At 57.1% G+C, this 20,948-nt stretch carries 15 protein-coding genes; 5 read left to right on the top strand and 10 right to left on the bottom strand.

From position 1 onward, the window contains the following. Positions 1–7: 7 nt before the first annotated feature. The 6 genes from lysS to BQ7114_RS08465 form a co-directional block, all read right to left on the bottom strand. Positions 8–1,555 carry a lysine--tRNA ligase gene (gene lysS, locus BQ7114_RS08490; RefSeq protein WP_072344454.1) on the bottom strand — a complete coding sequence of 516 codons (1,548 nt, stop codon included), beginning with the start codon at positions 1,553–1,555 and terminating at the stop codon, positions 8–10. A gap of 151 nt (positions 1,556–1,706) precedes the next feature. Continuing rightward, positions 1,707–2,153, bottom strand: coding sequence for an aspartate 1-decarboxylase (gene panD / locus BQ7114_RS08485; RefSeq protein ID WP_083431811.1), 447 nt, complete (start codon positions 2,151–2,153; stop codon positions 1,707–1,709). Next, entirely contained in the window at positions 2,146–2,994 is an 849-nt protein-coding gene (gene panC, locus BQ7114_RS08480; RefSeq protein ID WP_072344451.1) for a pantoate--beta-alanine ligase, read from the bottom strand. The genes panD and panC overlap by 8 nt, the downstream gene beginning before the upstream one ends. An 83-nt stretch (positions 2,995–3,077) precedes the next feature. Beyond that, on the bottom strand, positions 3,078–3,950 hold the full coding sequence (locus BQ7114_RS08475; RefSeq protein WP_072344448.1) for a Rossmann-like and DUF2520 domain-containing protein: 873 nt from the start codon (positions 3,948–3,950) through the stop codon (positions 3,078–3,080). Continuing rightward, positions 3,947–5,596, bottom strand: a complete 1,650-nt coding sequence (locus tag BQ7114_RS08470; RefSeq protein ID WP_072344445.1) for a PH domain-containing protein — start codon at positions 5,594–5,596, stop codon at positions 3,947–3,949. The genes BQ7114_RS08475 and BQ7114_RS08470 overlap by 4 nt, the downstream gene beginning before the upstream one ends. Continuing rightward, the gene (locus BQ7114_RS08465) at positions 5,597–6,169 is read right to left on the bottom strand and encodes a PH domain-containing protein (protein ID WP_083431810.1); all 573 of its coding nucleotides are present in this window, start codon (positions 6,167–6,169) and stop codon (positions 5,597–5,599) included. A 142-nt stretch (positions 6,170–6,311) separates the two neighbouring features. Here BQ7114_RS08465 and BQ7114_RS08460 point away from each other — a divergent pair, with 142 nt between their 5' ends. From BQ7114_RS08460 to BQ7114_RS08445, 4 genes are all read left to right on the top strand, one after another. Further along, entirely contained in the window at positions 6,312–7,034 is a 723-nt protein-coding gene (locus tag BQ7114_RS08460; RefSeq protein ID WP_072344442.1) for a response regulator transcription factor, read from the top strand. Positions 7,035–7,037: 3 nt separating this feature from the next. Continuing rightward, the gene (locus tag BQ7114_RS08455; RefSeq protein WP_072344440.1) at positions 7,038–8,537 is read left to right on the top strand and encodes a sensor histidine kinase; all 1,500 of its coding nucleotides are present in this window, start codon (positions 7,038–7,040) and stop codon (positions 8,535–8,537) included. A 72-nt stretch (positions 8,538–8,609) separates the two neighbouring features. Beyond that, on the top strand, positions 8,610–9,809 hold the full coding sequence (locus BQ7114_RS08450) for an HD domain-containing protein (protein ID WP_072344438.1): 1,200 nt from the start codon (positions 8,610–8,612) through the stop codon (positions 9,807–9,809). 156 nt (positions 9,810–9,965) lie between these two features. Beyond that, positions 9,966–10,256: a WXG100 family type VII secretion target gene (locus tag BQ7114_RS08445; RefSeq protein ID WP_034509608.1), complete on the top strand. Its 291-nt coding sequence runs from the start codon at positions 9,966–9,968 to the stop codon at positions 10,254–10,256. 117 nt (positions 10,257–10,373) lie between these two features. Here the strand turns inward: BQ7114_RS08445 and groL are convergent, their stop codons facing one another. Both groL and BQ7114_RS08435 read right to left on the bottom strand, forming a co-directional pair. Further along, the gene (gene groL, locus BQ7114_RS08440; protein WP_072344435.1) at positions 10,374–11,993 is read right to left on the bottom strand and encodes a chaperonin GroEL; all 1,620 of its coding nucleotides are present in this window, start codon (positions 11,991–11,993) and stop codon (positions 10,374–10,376) included. Positions 11,994–12,288: 295 nt separating this feature from the next. Then, positions 12,289–12,882 carry a LytR C-terminal domain-containing protein gene (locus BQ7114_RS08435; RefSeq protein ID WP_230206017.1) on the bottom strand — a complete coding sequence of 198 codons (594 nt, stop codon included), beginning with the start codon at positions 12,880–12,882 and terminating at the stop codon, positions 12,289–12,291. Positions 12,883–12,971: 89 nt separating this feature from the next. Here BQ7114_RS08435 and BQ7114_RS08430 point away from each other — a divergent pair, with 89 nt between their 5' ends. Then, positions 12,972–13,652, top strand: coding sequence for a uracil-DNA glycosylase (locus tag BQ7114_RS08430; protein ID WP_072344432.1), 681 nt, complete (start codon positions 12,972–12,974; stop codon positions 13,650–13,652). 61 nt (positions 13,653–13,713) lie between these two features. On the opposite strand, the gene BQ7114_RS08425 is transcribed toward BQ7114_RS08430, so the two are convergent. After that, positions 13,714–15,723: a bifunctional metallophosphatase/5'-nucleotidase gene (locus BQ7114_RS08425; RefSeq protein ID WP_072344429.1), complete on the bottom strand. Its 2,010-nt coding sequence runs from the start codon at positions 15,721–15,723 to the stop codon at positions 13,714–13,716. Between the two features lie 363 nt (positions 15,724–16,086). Next, positions 16,087–20,631: a G5 domain-containing protein gene (locus BQ7114_RS08420; RefSeq protein WP_083431808.1), complete on the bottom strand. Its 4,545-nt coding sequence runs from the start codon at positions 20,629–20,631 to the stop codon at positions 16,087–16,089. Positions 20,632–20,948: the final 317 nt, after the last annotated feature.

Here is a 20,948-nt window from a genome sequence, read left to right as displayed (position 1 = left end):
CTCACCGTCAGTTCTCGATTCGCTTTACTAGCGGGAACGTGATGGTCTCGCGGATTCCATAGCCAGTTAGCGCCATCAGCAGACGATCGAGGCCCATACCCATACCACCCGTAGGCGGCATGCCCTGTTCCATGGCCTGCAGGAAGTCCTCGTCAAGAACCATCGCTTCCGGGTCTCCGTTAGCCGCGGCCAGCGCCTGGGCTTCAAAACGCTCGCGCTGAATAACCGGGTCAACCAACTCGGAGTAAGCGGTGGCTAGTTCGAAACCGCGAACGTACAGGTCCCACTTCTCCACGCGGCCAGGCAGGCAACGGTGCTGGCGAACCAGCGGGGACGTATCCACCGGATAGTCGCGCACAAACGTCGGAGCCCACAAGTGATCGCCAACTTCGTGCTCAAAAATCTCTTCTACTACCTTGCCCGCCACAGCGTGATCCGGAACAGCAATTCCGCGTTCCTCTGCCAGTTTCACAAGGCGGGAAAGCTCGGTTTCCGGCGTGATTTCTTCCTTTACCGCTTCCGAGACAACCTCGTAAAGTGAAATCTCATCCCACTGTCCAGAAAGGTCGTACTCGGAGCCGTCGGCAAGCGTTACCTTCTCGGTACCAAACACGTCCCGTGCGGCCTTCTGAATGAAATCGCGAGTGCGGGTAGCCATCGTGTTGTAAGTGCCGTAGGCCTCGTAGGCTTCAAGCATGGTGAACTCCGGAGAGTGCGACGAGTCTGCGCCCTCATTTCGGAAATTACGGTTGATTTCAAAAACCTTTTCCACGCCACCAACCACTGCGCGCTTCAAGAACAGTTCCGGCGCAATACGCAAGTAAAGCTCCGTGTCGTATGCATTCATGTGGGTTTGGAACGGGCGTGCGGCCGCGCCACCGTGAATGTTTTGGAGCATCGGCGTTTCGATCTCCAAGAATCCCTCGCGGTGGAAGTAGTCGCGTAGCGACCACACAACGTCCGCGCGCGTGCGAACCATCTCGCGAGCTGCCGGACGCAAAATCATGTCGAGGTGGCGCTGGCGGATACGAGCCTCTTCCGAAAGGCTCATCTCTTCACCGGAATCCGTTGTGAACGTCTTCGGCAGTGGACGTAGCGCCTTCGAGGTGATGCGCCACGCGGGCGCGTCCTCACTCGGCTGAGCGAAGATGGAGAGCTCGCCGCGGCGCGAACGCATTGCCGGGCCGTGCACAAACAGGTGATCGCCAAGGTCTACGTTTGCCTTGAATTCCTTTAGCGAGTCGGTACCCACCTCTTTAGCGGAGAGCATCACCTGAATGCGGTTGCCCTCGCCATCTTGGATGACAACGAACTGGAGCTTACCGGAGCCGCGGATAAACATGACACGTCCAGCGACGCCCACGGGCGCGGGTGACTGTTCGTCGATTTCGAGGTGGTCGAACTCCTCACGTACCTTCTTGATGGTGCTGGTGATGGGCAGTTCTACCGGGTAGGGTTCGGTTCCCTCTGCGAGCATGCGCGCACGTTTTTCGGCGCGAACACGAAACTGCTCGGGGGCTTCTTGAATTTCAGACGACTCGTTGTTCTTTTCCACGTCCCCATCGTACTAAAGGGGCGCTACATGCGGGAAATAGTGGGCTAATATCACGTTTCGCGCACGCCCAGCGGCCCATACGCGTGAAGCTATCGATAGCCGCGAGGGCTTACTGGGGCAGATAGATTATCCGCGCTTCAGAGCCGGCCCGTTAGCCTCGGTTTGGGGCCGCGAGCGGACCTTCGCCACCGGAAGCGTTTTCGAGGCCGGCGGGCACGCTGGCCGGGTCTGAGCCGAGGTCGATGATCCGGTTGTCTTTGTCGACCAACACAACCTTGCCTTTGAAGCCGCGTGCCATGGATTCGGGCACACACTGGTAGGCGATGATGATGACGATATCGCCCGGGTCGGTCAAGTGCGCGGCGGCACCGTTTAGCTGGATGATTCCCGATCCGGCCTCGCCATTTATGGTGTAGGTGGAAAGGCGGTTTCCGTTGGTGACATTCACAATGTCAACGCGTTCACCTTCAAGAATCCCGGCTGCTTCCAACAGGGTTTTGTCTACGGTGATGGATCCAACGTAGTTGAGGTCCGCGCCCGTCACTGTGGCGCGGTGAATCTTGCCGCTCATTAGCGTGCGGTAGATTTCGTTAGCCATTAGAGGCCTCCCCAATCTTCAAGATCGCGTTGTCAATCAGGCGTGTGTTTCCGACGTAGGCGGCGAGGGCCAGCACGGCTTCCCCGGCCTCTACGGATTGGAAGGTGGTTTGGTCAACCAGCTCTACATAGTCGATTTTTACGCCCGCGTTTTCGAGGACAGAGCGGGCAGCCTGCTTGATTTGGCTCGCGCTCGCCCCACTGTTACTGGCTTGTTTGCCGGCTTTGAGGGCGCCGCTGAGGGCCAGCGCCTGCTGGTGCTCCGCATCGGAGAGGTAGGCGTTGCGCGAGGAAAGGGCTAGGCCGTCCTCACCGCGCACGATGGGCGCGCCAACGATTTGGATGGGCATGTCGAGGTCGCGAACCATCTGACGAATGAGTGCCAGCTGCTGCGCATCCTTTTGACCGAATACGGCAACGTCCGCACCGGTGAGGTTGAACATTTTGTGCACTACCAGCAGTACGCCCGCAAAATGTGTGGGCCGCGTTTTGCCTTCCAGAACCGTTGCGGTGGGACCCGGGTTGATAGTGACGGCGGCTTCACCCGGATACATTTCCTTAGCGGCGGGTGCAAACACGAGGTCTGCACCTACCTTCGCAACTGCTTTGAGGTCAGCATCGAGGTCGCGCGGATACTTGTCGAAGTCTTCACCGGGCGCGAACTGAGTGGGGTTCACAAACACGGTGACCATGACGTGGTCAGCGTGTTTCTTGGCCTCTTTAACGAGGCTGAGGTGCCCGTCGTGCAGCGCGCCCATGGTCATGACAAGGCCGAGCTTTCCAGGCAGTTTCGCTAGTGCGGCTCGTAGTTCTTCGCGGGTCTTTACGACTTGTGGTTCCAAGATGCCTCCTTTGCGACTATTGTGCTCCTTTGGGTGCGCTAGGCGCGAATCCGGAGGACCACTTGTGGCCAACTTGCCACTTTTTATTCTTCACCCAAAGCACGCAAGACGGTCTGCACTTGCTTTTCACTGAGTAGCAGGTTGTCGCCGGCCAGGTGAGCGGTTGCTCGCGCCATATTCTTGTAGCTCTCTAGGATCGAGTCCAAACCGGCCTCAGTTAATGCCTTCTGGTGATCTTTGAGGGTGCCGGTATCCGCGCGGCGTACGGGCCCTGTCAGGCCGTGCACGCCTTCGGAGAGCGCGCGATCTAAGGCGGCATTTAGGAGGGGTCGAATATAGAGTTCCGGGTTTTCGATGCCGGCGGCCTCAAGGATAGAAAGGGCCTCGTTAACAAGGGTGACGAGATGGTTGGCGCCGTGAGTAAGGCCCGCGTGGTAGAGCGTGCGGTCTTCCTCTTCAACCACGCAAGGCTCCATACCCATTTCCATCGCGAGGGCAGATGCAATGGGTTGGGCAACCGCGGTTGCAGTGATGGCCGCCGGGCACATCTGCAGGCGCTCAACGTCCAAGCTCGTGCCGGTAAATGTCATCGCGGGGTGCAGGGCGATGGGTAGGGCCCCAGCGGCTTGCGCGGCTTCGAGCACGTTGATGCCGTGCACGCCGCTCGTGTGTATAACAACTTGGCCGGGGCGGAAGCACCCTAGTTTTGCTAGGCCTTGTACGAGAGGTTCGATCTGGTCATCAGGAATAGCTATGACTACCAGGTCGGCCCGGCACGCTTCATCCGGCTCGATTACGGCAGCGCCCAGGATCGCTTCAACGGCATCGTTGCGCTGCGGATTTGAGGAACGGGTGATGCCGATGATTTCATGCCCCACGAGTTGCAGGGCTCGGCCAATCACTGGCCCTACCCGGCCAGCGCCGATAATGCCTACGCGAAAACGCCCCGGTTTCACTGCGCCTCTCCCTCATTTTGCTCGAGGCTATCGGGGTCGCTACCGGCCGCACTGTTTTCGTAAATGCTGTGGGTCTGGCGAGCACCGGGAACGGCTCGCGCGGCCCAGGCTTCCTGGCTCTCCTTTTGACGGCTGATGGTGGCGCGGCGCGTGATTTCAGCGTAGAGAGTGGATGCAAGCGCGCTGTCCAGGTGCTCAATGTATAAACCAGATTCAACCAGGTGGAAGTGAATACCCGCGAGGTCTTTCTTGCGGTCCCGCGGGCCTTGGTTGATGAGTGTGGACTGCAGGCGATCATAGGTTAGAACAGAGAATGACCGAGTTAAGAAACCGTCGCGCAGCAGGATCGCCACATCGGTTAGTTTGATTGAGCGGCGGCGCCAAACCAGCGGGTCGAACAGGCGTGAGCGTTGCGGGTTCTGGCTGAATCCAAGCATCTCACCTTCGCCCTCAATGCCGTACATGATTGTTTCAATTGGGTTAGAAACACCAAGGTCGGGGTAGACCATCCATAGGGCTTGGAGCATTTCTTCACGCGTACCGACGGGGAGCAGCACGTCGTGTTCCACTTTGTCTTGGGAGTTCGCCGCGAAACCGGCCTGGATGATTTTAACGCGGTACCAGCCAAAAAAGCGCCAGAAGAAAGGCTGGGAAACCTTTACTGCGTGGATGCGCTGCACCGGAATGGTTTGCGCGCGGGTAGATAGCAGGCCAGAGCGTACGCGAATACCATCGCGGGTGACGAATGCGGTGAATCCAAAGTTGTTTGCAAACTGGTTGAACGGGTAGGCAAACAAGGCGAACCCACCAACAAGCACGGGAATCATTGCGGCAAAAGAAGCGCCCTCAACCAAAGTGCCGATTATGGAACCCGCGGCGATGGCCAACCCCGTGAGAATAGAGAAGATAATCCCCATGTTGAGCGCCAGTGACGCGGCAAGACGGCCTGCTGGAACCTTGTAGATGATCTGCTCAAGATCGTCTACCGGCGCGCCAAGGCCCTGAGCCTGATCGATTCCTGCCTGACCATCTTCCAAGGCGGTCGAGACTACACCGGCCTCGCCCCCGAGAACACCGGCTGATGTATCAGCGTCTAGCTTCCCTGCTTTGCGCAGTTTCGCAGTGCGCGACTCGGACAGCACTTCGCGGCGAACGTCCTCTAACTGTCGCGTTTTAAGTAGCCCCAGCTGGAAGTTAGAGTCCGTCCCGCCAGCAACCTCAATATCTATACGTCCCAGGCCAAGAATGCGGCCAATCAACGGGTGCGTGATGTTTACAGCCTGAATTCGGTCTAGTCGCGCATGGCGTTGACTACGAAAGAGGATTCCTTCGCGGTAGTACACGGCGTCATGGGTGATTGCAAACCCCATTTTGCGCCACGCAATCCAAGAGTAGATGCCGGCCGCGATGACGATCACGAGGATCCCGGCCGCGATCACGAGGAAGACGACCACAGGCCCGTAGGTTTCGAGCAGACCGAGCGTGGTGAGCTCTTTAAGTACGTCGGCAAACTGGTAGAAGACGAATGCGAAAAAGGCTGCAAACACGGCCCAGGTTTTCGCTAGGGGCGTGACGGGGTGCAGCGACCTCCACTCGGATTCTGCAACGCCGCTTTCGACTGCGGTTTCTTTGCGTTCCTTTGCCATTTAGAGTCCTGCCAGTTCGGATTCGCCGCGCTCGGCAAGACTCGTGCGCAGGCGCGCCGCTTCTTTTGCGGACAGGCCGGTGATAGATGCGTCCGTGGATGCCGAGGCCGTGTGTAGCTGCACGGTAGCGATGCCGAAGGCGCGCGCGATGGGGCCCTCGGATACATCTACGTACTGCAGGCGCCCGTAAGGCACAACGGTAAGTTGTTTCCACATGATGCCCGAGCGGATCAGCAGGTCAGATTCGGCTTCTGCGTAACCGATGGCGCGCACCTGCCGGGGAACAAGCCACAGCAGCCACGCGAAAAGGGCAACGACGGCCAGAACGTAAAGCCAGATCCACTTAGTTAAAAGAATGGCCATGACTATGCCGGGAATAACCATGATGGCAAACGTAATGAGCAGGCTAACAACCCGCACTTTCACGAGCGCGGGAGAAACACCGTAGAACTGCACGCCAGCGGGCAAGAAGGGGCTGTCACCAACCACCTCGGCGTTACCGCTGAGGGTTTTTGGAGGTTGAAAGGGGAACACTCCCTCCGGCAGTTGGCCGGCATTTTGCGCTTCGCTCATTTGTTTCACCTGTCTGTGACGTGCGGCGTTTCCAGGTTCAAGGTTACAGGTTCTGGCATTTTGGTTTCTACACGGCTATGCTCGCGGGGGTTTTGCATGTGCTGTTCAGATATTCTTAAGGCAACAGGTATGTGATGGAGAAATGGGTTTGAAGATGAGTGTGGATGATACGGGCGCGGAAGCCCGTCTGCTGGTGGTTGATGACGAGCCAAATATTCTTGATCTACTGGCGTCATCGTTGCGGTTTGCCGGTTTTGAGGTGCTCACAGCCTCGGATGGGAAGTCCGCATTCCATTTAGCTACTACGGAAAATCCGGATCTGATCGTGCTTGACGTGATGCTTCCAGATATGAATGGTTTTACGGTTACGAGGCGTCTTCGCGAGGCCGGTTCACGCACTCCCGTGCTGTTCTTGACGGCTCGTGATCAGATGGATGACAAGATTGAGGGCCTCACGGTTGGTGGCGATGATTATGTGACGAAGCCGTTTGGTCTTGAGGAGGTTGTGGCTCGTATCCGCGCGATTCTGCGTAGGACGAAGGCGGGCGATGACGACAACGTGCTTCGCATTGCGGACCTGGAGCTGGATGAGGGCGCGCATGAGGTTCGGCGCGCGGGTCACGAGATTGACCTGTCCCCCACCGAGTTCAAGCTTTTGCGCTACCTGATGATCAATGAGGGCCGCGTCGTTTCAAAAATGCAGATTTTAGATCACGTGTGGGAATACGACTGGGATGGCGAAGCCGCGATTGTGGAATCTTATATTTCATACCTGCGTCGCAAGCTTGCCGTTCCGGGAAGTTCGGGCGATTTGATCCACACGCGCCGAGGCGTTGGATACATGTTGAGGCCTGAGAACGCCTAAATTATGAGGTCGCGCGAATCACGTCGGACCCTGCGGGAGGTTTGGTTCTCCGCAACCCTGCGGGCAAGACTCGTAATCTTGTTCACCTCGCTACTCACTGTTGCCCTCACGATTGCGGGAGCCGTGATGGTTGGCATCGTGCAGGCGCATTTGGTGAACCAGGTGGACCGTGAGCTGGAGAGCACGGGTAAGCAGCTGGCCGTCTCTACCGTTCGTTCGGTGATTGCCAGCGTGCCGGCCGATGTGCCTTCCAACTATTACATTCGGTTTACGTCAACCGATGGGGTAAGTCAGGTGGCTATTGCTACCGATACGTCGCAGCGCTACGGCACTCCAAATCCGGGGACGCTTTTAGCGCTTGATTCGGTTGTGCCGCCTGACGCGGTGACAAAGCCGGTGAACGTGCCTTCTTCGAAGAGTGATTCGTATTGGCGCGCGGTTGCCGTGCCCGTGTCGGTTGGCGATAAGCCTTACGGTGTGGTCACTGTTGCGCTCCCACTTGCTAATACAACCGAAACGATTCTTAACTCGGCCCAATACTTCTCTCTACTTGGCCTGCTGATCGTGGTGGTGGGCGCGATGGCCTCGTACTATTTGATTCGCAAGTCTTTGTTCCCGCTTCGCCGCATTGAGTACGTGGCCGGAAAGATTGCTCAGGGAGATTTGGCCCAGCGCGTTAACCCCGAGCCGGAATCGACCGAGGTTGGCTCGCTGGCGAAGAGTTTGAACGTGATGCTTGCGCAGATCGAGAATTCGTTTGCCCAGCAGCAACGTTCAGAAGAGCGCATGCGTCGCTTCGTTTCCGACGCGTCCCACGAGTTGCGCACTCCCCTCTCCGCACTGCGCGGTTATGGCGAGCTTTATCGCATGGGCGGCGTGCCGGATGAGCGCGTCCCGGAGGTCATGCAGCGCATCGAGAACGAGTCGGTTCGCATGGGCAAGCTAGTTGAAGACCTGTTGACCCTAGCCCGATTGGATGAGGTGCCGGAGATTCACCCGGAGCCGGTTGACCTCGTAAAACTGGCTCACGATTCCTTGTTTGATGTGCGTGCTTTGGACGCGTCGCGCGTTGTGAGCGTAATTAGTATGAACGCGGGCGAGCCTGCACCAAGCAGTCTGATTATCGAGGCCGACAAAGACCAGATCACGCAGGTGTTCACCAACCTGATTGGAAACATCATTCGTTACACGCCTAAAGGCTCGCCGGTAGAGATTGCAATTGGCCAGCAAGAAGGCAATGCGATCGTGGAGGTTCGTGACCACGGGCCGGGCATCTCAGTTCCTGACCGTGACCGCGTGTTCGAGCGCTTCTTCCGCACAGACGTGTCCCGCTCGCGTGCTTCAGGTGGTTCTGGCCTGGGCCTATCCATTATTGCGTCGATTCTGGCTTTGCATTCGGGGCAGGCAACGCTCGATAAGACTGAGGGCGGGGGCCTAACGGTTCGTCTGGTACTTCCTTTGAAGCAAGGTAAAAATGCAGTGCCCGCCACAAAGCCGCAGTAGCCGGGCGCGAGGACGGTTGGTTTTCGAGGAAGTTTCTTTGCCTATGTCTCGCGATGGACTTAGCATAGGTCTGTGGCTGAAATAGGTCAGGATTTGCCTGCCAGCGCGACGGTTCCGCAGTGGCTTCCACGCACGTTTGTAAGCGCGGTGCTCGCGTGCGGCGTTGAGCCAGCGCAGCCGGTGATTGATGAAGAGGTACACGGTCTGCTCACAGTTTGGCAGGCCGCGGATCGCCCGTATCATAATGCTGCTTATTTGAGCCGCGTAATTGCCGCGTTTGACCAGCTGGCTGCCGCCGCTCACACCCCGGAGCTGCTACAGATTGCGGTTTGGTATGCGGGTTTGGTTCCGCCCGAAGCCGTGAAGGTTGACACTGCGGATTCGGCTGAGTTTAAGGCGTCGTGTTCGCACCGGATCTCGGATTCTTTGACGCGGCTTGGTTTTTCGCCCGCGGTTTGTAAGCGAGTTTGTGAGCTGATCCGGGTGGTGGTGACTCACCGCGCGCCTGCCCAGGACGTGGATGCGACTGCATTACTTGATGCAACGCAGCGTGATCTGTCCGCAACCCCGCAAGAGTACAAGCAGTATCGCGGCCTGCTTCGCCAGGAGTTCCCTAATCTGTCAGACCTGCAGTTTTGGAACGCAAGGCGCCGCTTTGTGAGCTCCATGCTTTCTCGTCCGCAGATTTATTTGTCGCCGGGAGGAGCAGCGTGGGAGGGTTCTGCAAGGCAAAATCTTGAGGCCGAGCTGGCTAATCTGGACGCGTTGATCGCTAAGGCTGATCCAGGTGCGCGTTTTGAGGACGAGCCCGAGCAGGAGTTTGACCCGCTCACTACGACCTCCACGATGATTATTAAGAAGATCGGGGCGAAAGATGACCCGATCATTAGGCGCAAAAGCGATTTTGAGGAAGATACCAGCGCGGAGCTTCCCGAAGCGGCTCCCCCGGTGGAAGACCCCGCAGGACCTGAGCAAGACGATGCATCGTCGCTAGAAGATGACGGGGCCTCCTCGCTGGAGGATGAACCGGACGTGATTACCCGCCCCGCGCAGCGCAGTGTTCGCAGATTATCGGCGAAAGAGCTGGCTCGACTTGCACGCACGCGGGCCGAGCAGGTCCACGAGGACGCGTTTACCGCTGGGGATGCCAGCCGCTTGCGCGAGCGGCTCGACAAGACGGCCTCGGACGCAGGCAAGCTCCGCGAGCGTATTCAGGAAAAACGCGAGGACATAAGTCGGCTTCGCCAGCGCCTTTCAGATCAAGATCAGTAGCCCATATCCGCTACGCACCCCGTTCCTTGTGCGCGGCTCCTTCCACACCCCGGCTAGACCTTCGCCTGCCCACACCTAAAGCGGCGCGGCGCGCGTTCTTTTCCAGCGCCCTGCGACGATGGCGTTGCATGGCCGGTTGAAAAGAAAGGAATGGCGATGACGGTTTTTCATGTGGATCCAGCGCAGGTGGCGCAGGCTTCAGCAATGGTGCGTGCAAGCGCGGAAACGATTCGCGCTCAGGTGCAGGCAATGATGGGGCACTTGGATGCGCTGCAGGGGTCTTGGTCTGGCGCGGCGTCAGCCCAGTTTGAGGCGGCGGCGCAAAGTTGGCGTTCAACGCAGGTGATTGTGGAGCAGTCTCTGGACGAGATTGGGGTTCAGCTTGCCGCAGCAGCAAGTACGTATTCCGATGCCGAGGCCGGCGCGGCCGCCCTATTCGCAAGGTAGATAAACAAAACCCACCCGGATTCGCACCTTCCCTGCTGGAGATTAAGGGACGATGAATAAGGGTGGGTATGACTGTGGGCGCGGGAAACCCGCGCCCACAGCTAGCCTATTGCTGGTTTAGTACATGCCAGCCATTTCGTCGGCGCCCGGCGCTGCTGGTGCCGGCGGTTCGGGCTTGTCGGCCACGATTGCCTCGGTGGTGAGGAACATGCCGGCGATTGATGCCGCGTTCTGCAGTGCAGAGCGGGTTACCTTTACCGGGTCGGCGATGCCAGCCTTAAGCATGTCTTCGTATTCACCGGTTGCAGCGTTGAGGCCTTCACCTGCGGGCAGGTGCTTGACCTTGTCTACAACTACGCCGCCTTCCAGACCAGCGTTTACCGAGATCTGCTTTAGCGGTGCTTCAACCGCTACGCGAACGATGTTCGCGCCGGTGAGCTCATCACCTTCTAGGTCGAGATCGGCAAGATTCTGCGCGGCCTGAATGAGGGCTACGCCGCCACCGGCGACGATGCCTTCTTCAGCTGCTGCCTTCGCGTTGCGGACGGCGTCTTCAATACGGTGCTTGCGCTCCTTCAGCTCAACCTCGGTTGCAGCGCCTGACTTGATGACGGCTACGCCACCAGCGAGCTTGGCAAGGCGCTCGTTGAGCTTCTCCTTGTCGTACTCGGAGTCCGAGTTCTTGATCTCAGCGCGGATCTGCGCAACGCGGCCGTCAATGGCCTCCTTGGTGCCTGCGCCCTCAACGATCGTGGTTTCGTCCTTGGTGACAACGATCTTACGAGCCTGGCCCAGAACGTCGAGGTCAGCAGTTTCAAGCGAAAGACCAACGGTTTCCGAAATAACCTGGCCACCGGTCAGGATAGCCATATCCTGCAGCATGGCCTTGCGACGGTCGCCAAAGCCCGGCGCCTTAACAGCAACGGACTTGAACAGACCGCGGATCTTGTTCACAACGAGGGTTGCAAGAGCCTCGCCCTCAACGTCGTCAGCGATGATCAGTAGCGGCTTGCCTGCCTGCATGACCTTCTCCAGCAGCGGGAGCAGGTCCTTCACGTTAGAGATCTTGCCTTCAACGAGCAGGACGTAGGCGTCCTCGAACACGGCTTCCTGACGCTCCGCGTCAGTTACGAAGTACGGGGAAAGGAAGCCCTTCTCGAAGCGCATTCCCTCAGTGGTTTCGAGGGTGGTTTCGAACGAGTTGGTCTCTTCAACCGTGATAACACCTTCGCGGCCAACCTTGTCCATGGCCTGCGCAATAAGGCGGCCAATCTCAGCGTCGTTTGCCGAGATGGATGCGGTTGCTGCGATCTGGTCAACGGTTTCGATTTCCTTCGCGTCGGCGTGGAGATTCTCCACTACCTTCGCAACGGCGGTGTCGATACCACGCTTAAGAGCGATCGGGTTTGCACCTGCGGCAACGTTGCGCAGGCCCTCAACTACGAGTGCCTGAGCTAGAACGGTTGCGGTGGTGGTGCCGTCACCTGCGACGTCGTCGGTCTTCTTTGCAACTTCCTTGACGAGCTCGGCGCCGATCTTCTCGAGCGGATCCTCTAGCTCAACTTCCTTTGCAACAGAAACACCGTCCTTCGTGATGGTGGGAGCGCCCCACTTCTTATCGAGGACGACGTTACGGCCCTTGGGGCCTAGCGTTACCTTTACGGTGTCGGCGAGGGTGTTAAGCCCGCGCTCCATGGCGCGGCGTGCTTCCTCGTCGAACGCAATCAACTTGGACATGTTTTTCCTCCGCTGTAGCGGTTGTTGGCTACGAGGTGCCCGCGACGGACAGCCAGCCGGGTTTGCGTTTCTGTCTCGCAAATGGCGGCCTCACCCGGTAACCCTTGCTTTATCACTCAATGCTTGTGAGTGCTAATAAGTATTTTGGCACTCTAACGAGCAGAGTGCAAGACGAGTCAGCTAATAGCTCAAAAAGTTGAGGCGGCCAGACTCAAGTCTGGCCGCCTTTGCGAGTTTGTATCTACACTCCCACGCCATGTAGACCTCGCACGACGCGGGGAGTTACGAGAAGTTTTTAGTAATCGCCCTTTAGAACTACCACGTAGTCAGAGTTACCCAGATCCGTGCTGTTCTCTGAGAAGTTGCTGATGCCGAGGATTTCACCAATCGCTTCAGCTCCGGCGCGCGTTCCGGGCGCGTAGTAGATGGTGGTGGCTTCAGTGAGCCAGCCCGAAGCGTTGGAAGCACTCACGTACTGGTAGCCGTCCGTCTGCAGCTTGCCCACAGCCTCGGCAGCTAGACCATTGACCCGCGTGCCGTTGAGGATTTGAATGGCGACGTCTTTAGAGACTGTCGGTTCGGTCTCGGTTGGCTCTTCTGTTGGCTTTTGCGTGGTAGCTTCCGTGGTGGCCTCGGCCCCTGTGGGCGCTTCCGTGGTTTCGGTGGGCGTCTGCGTTGTGGCTGTGGTGGGCTGCGTTTCAGCCGTTTGATTGTCACTGCGACTGGTGATGAATGACACGGCACCCCATGCGAGCACAGGGACGATGATTAGGACGAGCAGGAAGGGCAGCACGGTTTTCCAGCGCGATGGCTTCTCGCGGAACAGGCCTACTGGGCCTTCGGCGCCTGCCTGATCGAATTCGTCTTCAGGATATTGATGCAAACTCACGGTTTCAGCGTACCGGTTTTCTACTTTCATCTGCTGATCCACGCCGATATTGGCTGATTGGGTGCCGCGTTGCCGCGTAGGATGAGGGCGTGACTGCTTTGCCTTTATCTAATTTGATTGACGAGGGGTGGGCCCAGGCTTTGGGCCCACTGGAGCCGGAGATTCACCGGCTTGGCAACATGCTGCGTGAGGAGAACCGCCTGGGCAACGGCTACCTGCCGGCGGGAACGGACGTGTTGCGGGCGTTCACGTACCCGTTTGAGGACGTGAAGGTGCTCATTATTGGGCAGGACCCCTATCCCACGCCGGGGCATGCGATGGGTTTGTCTTTTTCGGTACGCCCAGGGGTGGCTCCGCCGCGCTCGTTGGTAAATATTTTCAACGAGTTGCATGAGGATTTGGGCGTGCCGGTGCCGACGTTGGGAGATTTAACCCCGTGGGCGCGCGAAGGCGTGTGCCTCATGAATCGTGTGCTCACTGTCCGTCCGGGCGCCCCGGGTTCGCACAGGGGTCGGGGCTGGGAGGCCGTCACGGAGGCCGCTATCCGCGCTCTGGTAGCTCGCGACCAGCCGTTGGTGGCTATCTTGTGGGGCCGGGACGCGAGGTCGGTAAAGCCCCTGCTGGGGAACACGCCGGTGATTGAATCTGCACACCCCTCTCCCCTGTCAGCCCGCCGAGGTTTCTTCGGGTCCAGACCATTTTCGAGGGCAAATGAGCAGCTGATCCAGATGGGCGCTACGCCCGTGAACTGGGATTTGACGAGAGCTTGATAGTTGAGGTCGGAAGCAAACGCTTCCGACCTCAACTGTTATTGCACTTGCGGCAGTTTAGCTACGCGTTAGAGCGCCTACCAACCAGAACTGCACCTGCAAGCAGCAAGGCAAGTGCCGCGCCTCCGAGGGCCAGCACATCACTCGAACCCGTCTTAGGCAGCGGCTTGTTTACGCCTTTGGATTCGCTCGGGTTTACTACCTGACTAGCCGTGACCGTTGGAGTGGGTTTAGGTTGAGTCTGCTCCGTGGTCGGCTCAGTTTCAGTTTGACTCGGCTCTGGCGTTTCTACCACTGCGGCGGAAGTCGAAACCGACCAGTTCTTCACGAAGAACTCAGCCGGGTTAATGGTTCCGTGTTCCTGCGCCCACTCGATCATCAGATCGCGGATAGCTTTCTGCTCGTCGTAGACAATCGGCGCGGTCTTCACATGCGGATACGAAGACCCTCCGGACTGACGGTAATTGTTGAGGGCAAGAACGAACTCGTCGGTCGGCTGGATTGGAGAGCCATCCGGCATGGTGAGTAGGTCGATTCGTTGCCCAACCGGCTTGGAGATGTCGATATGGTAGTTGACCCCCGAGAGCACGTCGTACGTGTAGTCTGGCAGACCGCGAGTCATGCCCTCATACTGGGCGTTTAGGACTGCGGGCCAGTCAGAAATCTCAGCTCCTTCTTCTTGCTGGGTGTAGTAGCGCGCGGACCACTCCAAGTAGTCTTTCAGCTGTTCGCCGTTGATTTTGATACCAAATAGCGTGTTGTCGTAAACGTAAATAGACGCCATGTCTGCGATGGTCACGTCTCCCTTTGCAAATACTGCTGTGCGTGAGAACGGGGAAACCTCGGCAACAATTGGCAAGTTCTCATATTCAGTGCCTTTGAGGGCGCGAGCGAGTTCATCTACCTGCACTTTGTTGATGAAGTCAAGGATTGGGGTGTCTTCCCACGGGGAAGTTTCAGACTTCATTTCTTCACTCGACTGTGCAACCACCGTTGCGACCCACTGTTTAGTTTGTTCAAACCAGGGCGCAATAACCTGCTCAATCTGGGGGTCCGGTTGGTAGTCAGGCGCTGCAAGAGCCGTAACTGTTGGCTTGTTTGCATCCCACTCCACAACTACTTTGCCGTCTTTAAGGACGAGCGGAATATTGACTTGGGAGAGGAAACGCGCGTGATATCCCGGCTGGGTTAGGAGCACTTCGCGTCCGTCCGGATTGGTGTAGTACTTCTGTTCTAGGTTAGTCACATGTGAGTGGCCTGCTACGAGCACGTCAATACCGCGCACGTTCTGCGCGATTGAACGGGCCGCGTTTTCTTGCAGATCGGCAGAGTCCCATTTGTAATCGGTAGGGTCTTCACCCGTATGTGCGACCACCACAACTACGTCAGCGCCGGCTTCCTTAACTTTTGGCACCACCTCTTGTAAAGCTTGCACGGTGTCGCGGAAGTCGAGGGAGGCCACTTTCGTCCCATCCCATCCAGGCACGCCCGGAGTTACAACTCCGATTACACCAATTTTCACGTCATGACCGTCCGCAGTTTTCTTGTTGACGATGGTGTACTGCTTGTATGCGGGTTGCCCAGCTTCACGCACGTTAACGTTAGCTGCTAGGAAGGGCATGTCAAGACTCTTAATGTATTGGTCTAGGGCTTCAAGGCCGTAGTTGAATTCGTGGTTACCGGCACCCACCGCATCGTATTTCAAGTAGTTGAAAACACTAGCCATCGGATCCACAGTGCTATCTGTCCGGTTCGCGTGGTACACAGTTTCGATTGAGGAGCCCTGCGCAGCGTCACCGTTGTCCAGAAGAAGCACGGCGTCCTTACCTTTTTCTTCACGAACGCTCTGGATTGCCGTTGAGAGGCGATCCATACCGCGAGCATTTTGGGGTTTAGAAGCCCCAAAGGGTTGGCCGGTGAAGTAGTCATGGTCCACTAGGGTGCCGTGAATGTCAGTAGTAGCTAGGAGGGTGAGGTCATCAATATCGGTAACTCCACCTTCAGCGTATGCGGGCACGCTCATTAGTCCGAGGACCAGAGGAAGCGCCGCAACGATTGCGATTCTCTTCATTTACTCCCTTTCGTGATGTGTTCAGATTTTGCATTTCGATTTAAAGGGAGTATTAGTATGCACAATTTTTATTCCATAAATTAAACTTTTGGCCGTTAAAAACAAATTGAGCAAAGCTTTCTTGGCTGCTACGGCAACTACTGGAGCGCAGGTCCCATTTATTTGCGATATTGCACTCACTGATTTAAGTAAACATTTCAATAACGGACGCGCAACGGGGTGCAAATTCTTGCGTTGGTATACATGAGGCCGGCCGAGGAAGGGATCGAGCGCAATAAAAAATGGCGGGAATACAGATTCTGTATTCCCGCCATATTTGGTTTGAGTTAGCGGTTAACGCCCGAAGGCTCCGCTATTGCTCATTTAGCGCTGGGAGTTACGCCTGCGCATTGTGGTGAAGCCAGCACCGGCCAGTAGCAGCGCAGCGGCTGCCGCTAGCGAGCCCCCGACGCTAACACCGGTGCGAGCCAGTGAAGAACCGCTCTGAGCGCCCGACTCAGCAGACTTGCTGCCTTCAGTGCTTGGAGTGGTCACCTTGTCGCTTGGCATCGTACCCGCCGTCGTGCCCGGCGTTGTCTCGCTTGGCTGCGTCGGTTCGGACGGGTCAGTTGGGTCCGTCGGGTCCGTCGGTTGCGTCGGATCCGTGGGATCCGTCGGCTCGGTCGGCTGCGTCGGATCAGTCGGGTCCGTTGGCTCCGTTGGATCCGTCGGCTGCGTTGGATCCGTCGGCTCGGCAGGTTCGGTGGGATCCGTCGGCTCCGTCGGATCTACGCACAGGCACTTGGTGCCAACGCGCAGTTTGCGTGTTGTCGGATCCTTTATGACCTTCTCGGATGTTTCCGGATCGCCTACCGGCTCGCCATTCTCGAGCTGCCAGGTCTTGGTGATTTCCTTCTCACCGTAGGAACCTGGCTGGTCCTCAACGATCTTGCCAACTTCGAGGTTCGGGTCGTACTCAATCACCGTTTCGTACGGGGTCTTTTCCGTGTGCTTATCCGTCAACGTAGTCTGAGTCTTGGAAGGACCAACCTCGACAATCTGCTTGACCGGATCACTGATCTTCTCGGAGGAATCCTCCTTAGAAACCTCCCCGTTTTCAACATTCACCGTAACGGTATGCTTGATCTCGCCCGGCTTGCCTTCCTGAATAACCTTGGTTTCACCAGGCTTCAGTTCAGGGTTGACTCGCACCTCGACTTCGAACGGAGTCTTTTCCGTCCACTCCACCTTAGTGGAAGCAGGCTCGCCCTTAGTGCCAACCTTGATGATCTTGTTGACCGGATCTGTCACCCGCTCACGTTCGGTCTTGGTATCCACAACCTGCGAGTTTTCAATGGTGTCGGTGGTGGTTACCTTGTCCTTACCGAGCTTGCCTTCCTGCACGGTTTCCTGCGTGCCGGCTTCCATCGTGTCATCGAAGATGATCTCTGTCTCGAATGGCACGTCTACCTCGTATTCAGAGGTCTTAGTACCAGTGGTCTTGGTGCCAACGCGGATGATCTGCTTGACCGGCTCCTTGGTGCGCTCGGTCGTTACAATCGGGTCGCCATCAGGCTTGCCGTCCACAAGTTTCTGCGTAGAAGTGGTGACCTCGGTACCTAGCTCGCCCTTCTGGTCAACAACTTGCTGCCCCTCTTCCAAAGTGCTGTCAAAGACAACCTCTGTTTCGAACGGAATCGGCTTCTCCGTCTTGGTTACTAACTCGTCAGTACCCAAGCGCGGACCGTATTCAATGATACGCGGCTTCGGTGCCTTGGTGGTTTCTGCCTCGGCCACCTCGGCCTTGTCACCCTGAGCGGTGAACTTAGCCGTGTAGGTCTTCTCGCCGTTCTCACCTTCCTGGACAACCCTTGTCTCACCAGGGGCTAGATCCGGGTTTTCGCGAACCTCGGTGGGGAACGGAATCGGAACGGTCCAGGTGACGTCCTTGGCGCTCTCAGCCGGCTTGGTGCCGACCACTACAACCTCGTTAACAGGATCTACGATACGGGTCCAGGTACCATCTGCGCTCAAGGTTTCCGCGCCCGGCTTCCCCTCGGTTTCAACCTTGTAGGTGCCAGCAGGGACGGTGTCGTCATACTTGTACTCAACCTTGAACGGAATCTCACGCTCGGGCACATCAACAACGTTGATCACAGCGGAAGTGATGTCCTTAGAACCGTCTTCATATGTGACTGTGACCGGAACCTCGATCTGGTCACCCGGCTCGGCAGTCTTGGGTGCCGTGGAGATTACATTGCCCTTGTCATCCAGGCTAACGATCCAGTCGCCGTTATCGGTCTTCAACGTGTAGGTCGGGTTGCCGTACTCGTTCGTATCGCCGGTCGGAGTAATGTGATCTGGCAGCGGAGCAATCTCGTACGGGTTCTCCTTGGCAACGCTGATGCTCTCTGGCTTCTCCAGCGTCAGAGGGGAGGTCACTGTGCCATTGGGGTATACCGTCTTTGGCGGGACAACCGGGTTAGACTCCCAGCTGTTAGTTAGCTTAACCACGGTGGTTACGGGAACCTCTGTGGTCATGCCGTCAGGCGCATTCACCTTGACGCTAACGGTATTCTTGTCACCCGGCTTCGAGTTAGCCGGCGGGGTGGAAGAAACAACACCGGTCTTTGGATCGATAGTGTACTTCCAGCCGTTCTCAGTTGTCTGCTCCAGGACAGGCTTGCCGTCCGTGTAACCGAACGAGAACGTGGAACCATCTGGGGCGCCATCAACGTGGTGATCGACTGCCTCATTAGGCCCGGTCACCTGAACGTCGTAAGACGCCTTGAGATCACCCTTAATGACAACAACCGTGCCAACAACCGGCTGCGGCTTGAAGTCCTTCTCGTAGTGCGCGAGAACCGGGACGTTCAGCAAGTCCCCTTCCACGGCATCCTTAGGAATAGTGGTGGTGATTTCACCAGTATTCTCGTCAACAAAGACAGTCCAAGTCTTGCCATCCTTGCTTGTGAGGGTGGTCTGGGTAGTGCCATCTTCGAAGGTGTACCGCACTGGAGCTTCGTCAGTAGTATTTCCGCTCAACCCCCGCTCAGGAATTTCGGGCGTAAGACTGACATTCGCGCTCGGTTGCCCCGTCACTGTGTTGTAATCGGGAACCTTGATATCCACAATCGCTTGGAACTGAACTTCGATTTCGTCCGTGGTCTGGTCCGGGTAGGTAGCCTTCACCATTGGGGTGATGATGCTTCCCGGTGGAACCGTATCGTCCGCCACTGCAGTGACCGTTCCAGTTTCGTCAACGTTCACGGTCCAACCGTCCGGAACGGTAGCCGGGTCGATTTCGAACTTTGCCGGCGGAACAGGCCTGTGGCCCTTCATGATGGACTTGGTACCCACCTGAGCGGTAATCTCTTCATTCAGTCTGCCCTTGGAAAGGCCCGGGCGCACTAGGTCCGTGACTTGCGTGTGGTTCGGGTCCACTACCACTAGCAGTTCCAAAACGTCCGTAGAACCGTTCGAGTACTCCACCGTAATCTTCGGGCGGGCAAAAGTGCCCGGCTTCGGATTCTCTGGGGCAGTCACGGTGACGTTGTAGTCATCGTCCATCTCAACGGTCCAACCCTCGTAGATGTACTTCTCGTCCAGTTCAACCGTAGCTTCGAAACCGCCCTCAGGCTTTTTCTTTGCAAGTTCCTTGATCAGGTCAGGAGTCTGGGTGAAGACAACCTTCTGCAGCTGCGTAGCCAGCGGTCCGGTTTCGCTGTCAACGCCCGAGATGATCGAGGCATCGGTCTTGTCATACTGCGGGTTGTGGTACTCGGTGTCATCCAGAGAGAACGCCTTCGAGTCGATGACGTTCGGTGTGTTGTAGCGGGTCAGCGAGTTAGCGCTCTCGAACGCATTTCCTATACCGAAGTTGTTGTTCTCGACCGCAGCCTGGAGTTGGTCCACGGTACGAGGCTTGGCCAACACCGCGAAATGCACGTTCTTGTCGTCCGCCAAGTCAGTACCTCGGTACTCAGGCCAAGTGAAATAGATATCGCCGTTGTCGTCGATACGCAAGTTCTGGGTGCCGCCGGAAGCCTCTGCGTCGGTGGTTCCAATGAACTGACCGGTACCATCGTAGGCCTCCACGATCATGCGGGACATGGAGTCATCCGTACCGCCGTTCTGCACGGCAGGAATATTGATCTTGCCGACCTTGGTCTCTTCACCGGGGACAATCACGTGCTTCTCGAAGCTCTCCCAAGACACCGTGATGGGGTTACATTCGATGTTCTCGCTCGGCCACGGGTTCACAACAGCCGTAACGATGGCGTTGGGTCCCTGAGTAGCTCTCAGGCCATCCGGGTTGTCCTTTGTATACTGGCCGTGCCAAGCGTAACGCACCGGGTTGTCCGCAGTAGCTTCGGCGTACTGCTTAACTTTCTGTTCGCTCAGTTCCGATAGGAGATTCAAATTCCTTTGGAGGCGGGCAGCAGTGATCTCGAGGTTTTCGTCTGCCTTGGCAGTGACTGGATCGCCAAGAAAAGTCTGGCCGATGTCTGCCGAAGGAACCGATCCAGCGTTCAAAACAGCAGCAAGTAAGCCCGAGTTTGTAAAACTCCAATCAGCGAACGTGCGATCCTTGGAGCTATCAAAGGCAAGGCTCAGTCCCCATGCCTTTTGGTCAGCACTAGTTGGACTTGGTTCCAAGGTATTCCATGTAAAGCCTGCCTGACTGCCCTCCGGCTCGGCGCTTTCAACGACACACGAACCGGCCGGCAGGTCCGAAGCCTGCTGAGCGTCCTTCTCAACCGCGCCGGACTTGTCGCGGATACCGCCAGACACTGTTGCTGCGGCGGCTTCTTGCGGGGCTATAAAGCTCGGGGCAACTCCAAGCGTACTTCCTATCAAAGCTACGGCTGATAGCGTAACCAAAGATGAACGCAAGGGGCGTTTTACCCCGGTAGTGGGGTGTGACATATGTATTGTGTATCCTTATCCAAATAGTCCTGGGACACTCTAGAAGGCTCAATGGCCCTTATGAAGTCAGTATTTTGTTCTATGACCGCCGATGCACTCCGGCGCACTATGACTTCGCTCTACGTCCATAGGGAGCTCATATACTATATCATCCGCGAAAACGACTTTACAGGTAACTTCTGCATTCGGCAGGTGATGTTACACACTGTGCGGAACCAACGGCCTGCTGACTCATAGTCCGGCAGCCCGCGTTTTTATTTGAGATTTATATGAGTGACGGGGGTGAGACCGTTTAGGGTCTCACCCCCGTACTGTTA

The sequence above is a fragment of the Actinomyces urinae genome (assembly GCF_900119695.1).
Classification (GTDB): Bacteria; Actinomycetota; Actinomycetes; order Actinomycetales; family Actinomycetaceae; genus Gleimia; species Gleimia urinae.
Note: the sequence above shows the minus strand (reverse complement) of the source record. Positions and strands in the feature narration are given on the sequence as shown.

Coding starts and splice junctions, on each gene's coding strand:
- panD (WP_083431811.1), bottom strand. CDS start 2,153: ATGGCTAACGAAATCTACCGCACGCTAATGAGCGGCAAGATTCACCGC.
- groL (WP_072344435.1), bottom strand. CDS start 11,993: ATGTCCAAGTTGATTGCGTTCGACGAGGAAGCACGCCGCGCCATGGAG.
- BQ7114_RS08465 (WP_083431810.1), bottom strand. CDS start 6,169: ATGAGCGAAGCGCAAAATGCCGGCCAACTGCCGGAGGGAGTGTTCCCC.
- BQ7114_RS08470 (WP_072344445.1), bottom strand. CDS start 5,596: ATGGCAAAGGAACGCAAAGAAACCGCAGTCGAAAGCGGCGTTGCAGAA.
- BQ7114_RS08460 (WP_072344442.1), top strand. CDS start 6,312: ATGGGTTTGAAGATGAGTGTGGATGATACGGGCGCGGAAGCCCGTCTG.
- BQ7114_RS08455 (WP_072344440.1), top strand. CDS start 7,038: ATGAGGTCGCGCGAATCACGTCGGACCCTGCGGGAGGTTTGGTTCTCC.
- BQ7114_RS08420 (WP_083431808.1), bottom strand. CDS start 20,631: ATGTCACACCCCACTACCGGGGTAAAACGCCCCTTGCGTTCATCTTTG.
- BQ7114_RS08445 (WP_034509608.1), top strand. CDS start 9,966: ATGACGGTTTTTCATGTGGATCCAGCGCAGGTGGCGCAGGCTTCAGCA.
- BQ7114_RS08425 (WP_072344429.1), bottom strand. CDS start 15,723: ATGAAGAGAATCGCAATCGTTGCGGCGCTTCCTCTGGTCCTCGGACTA.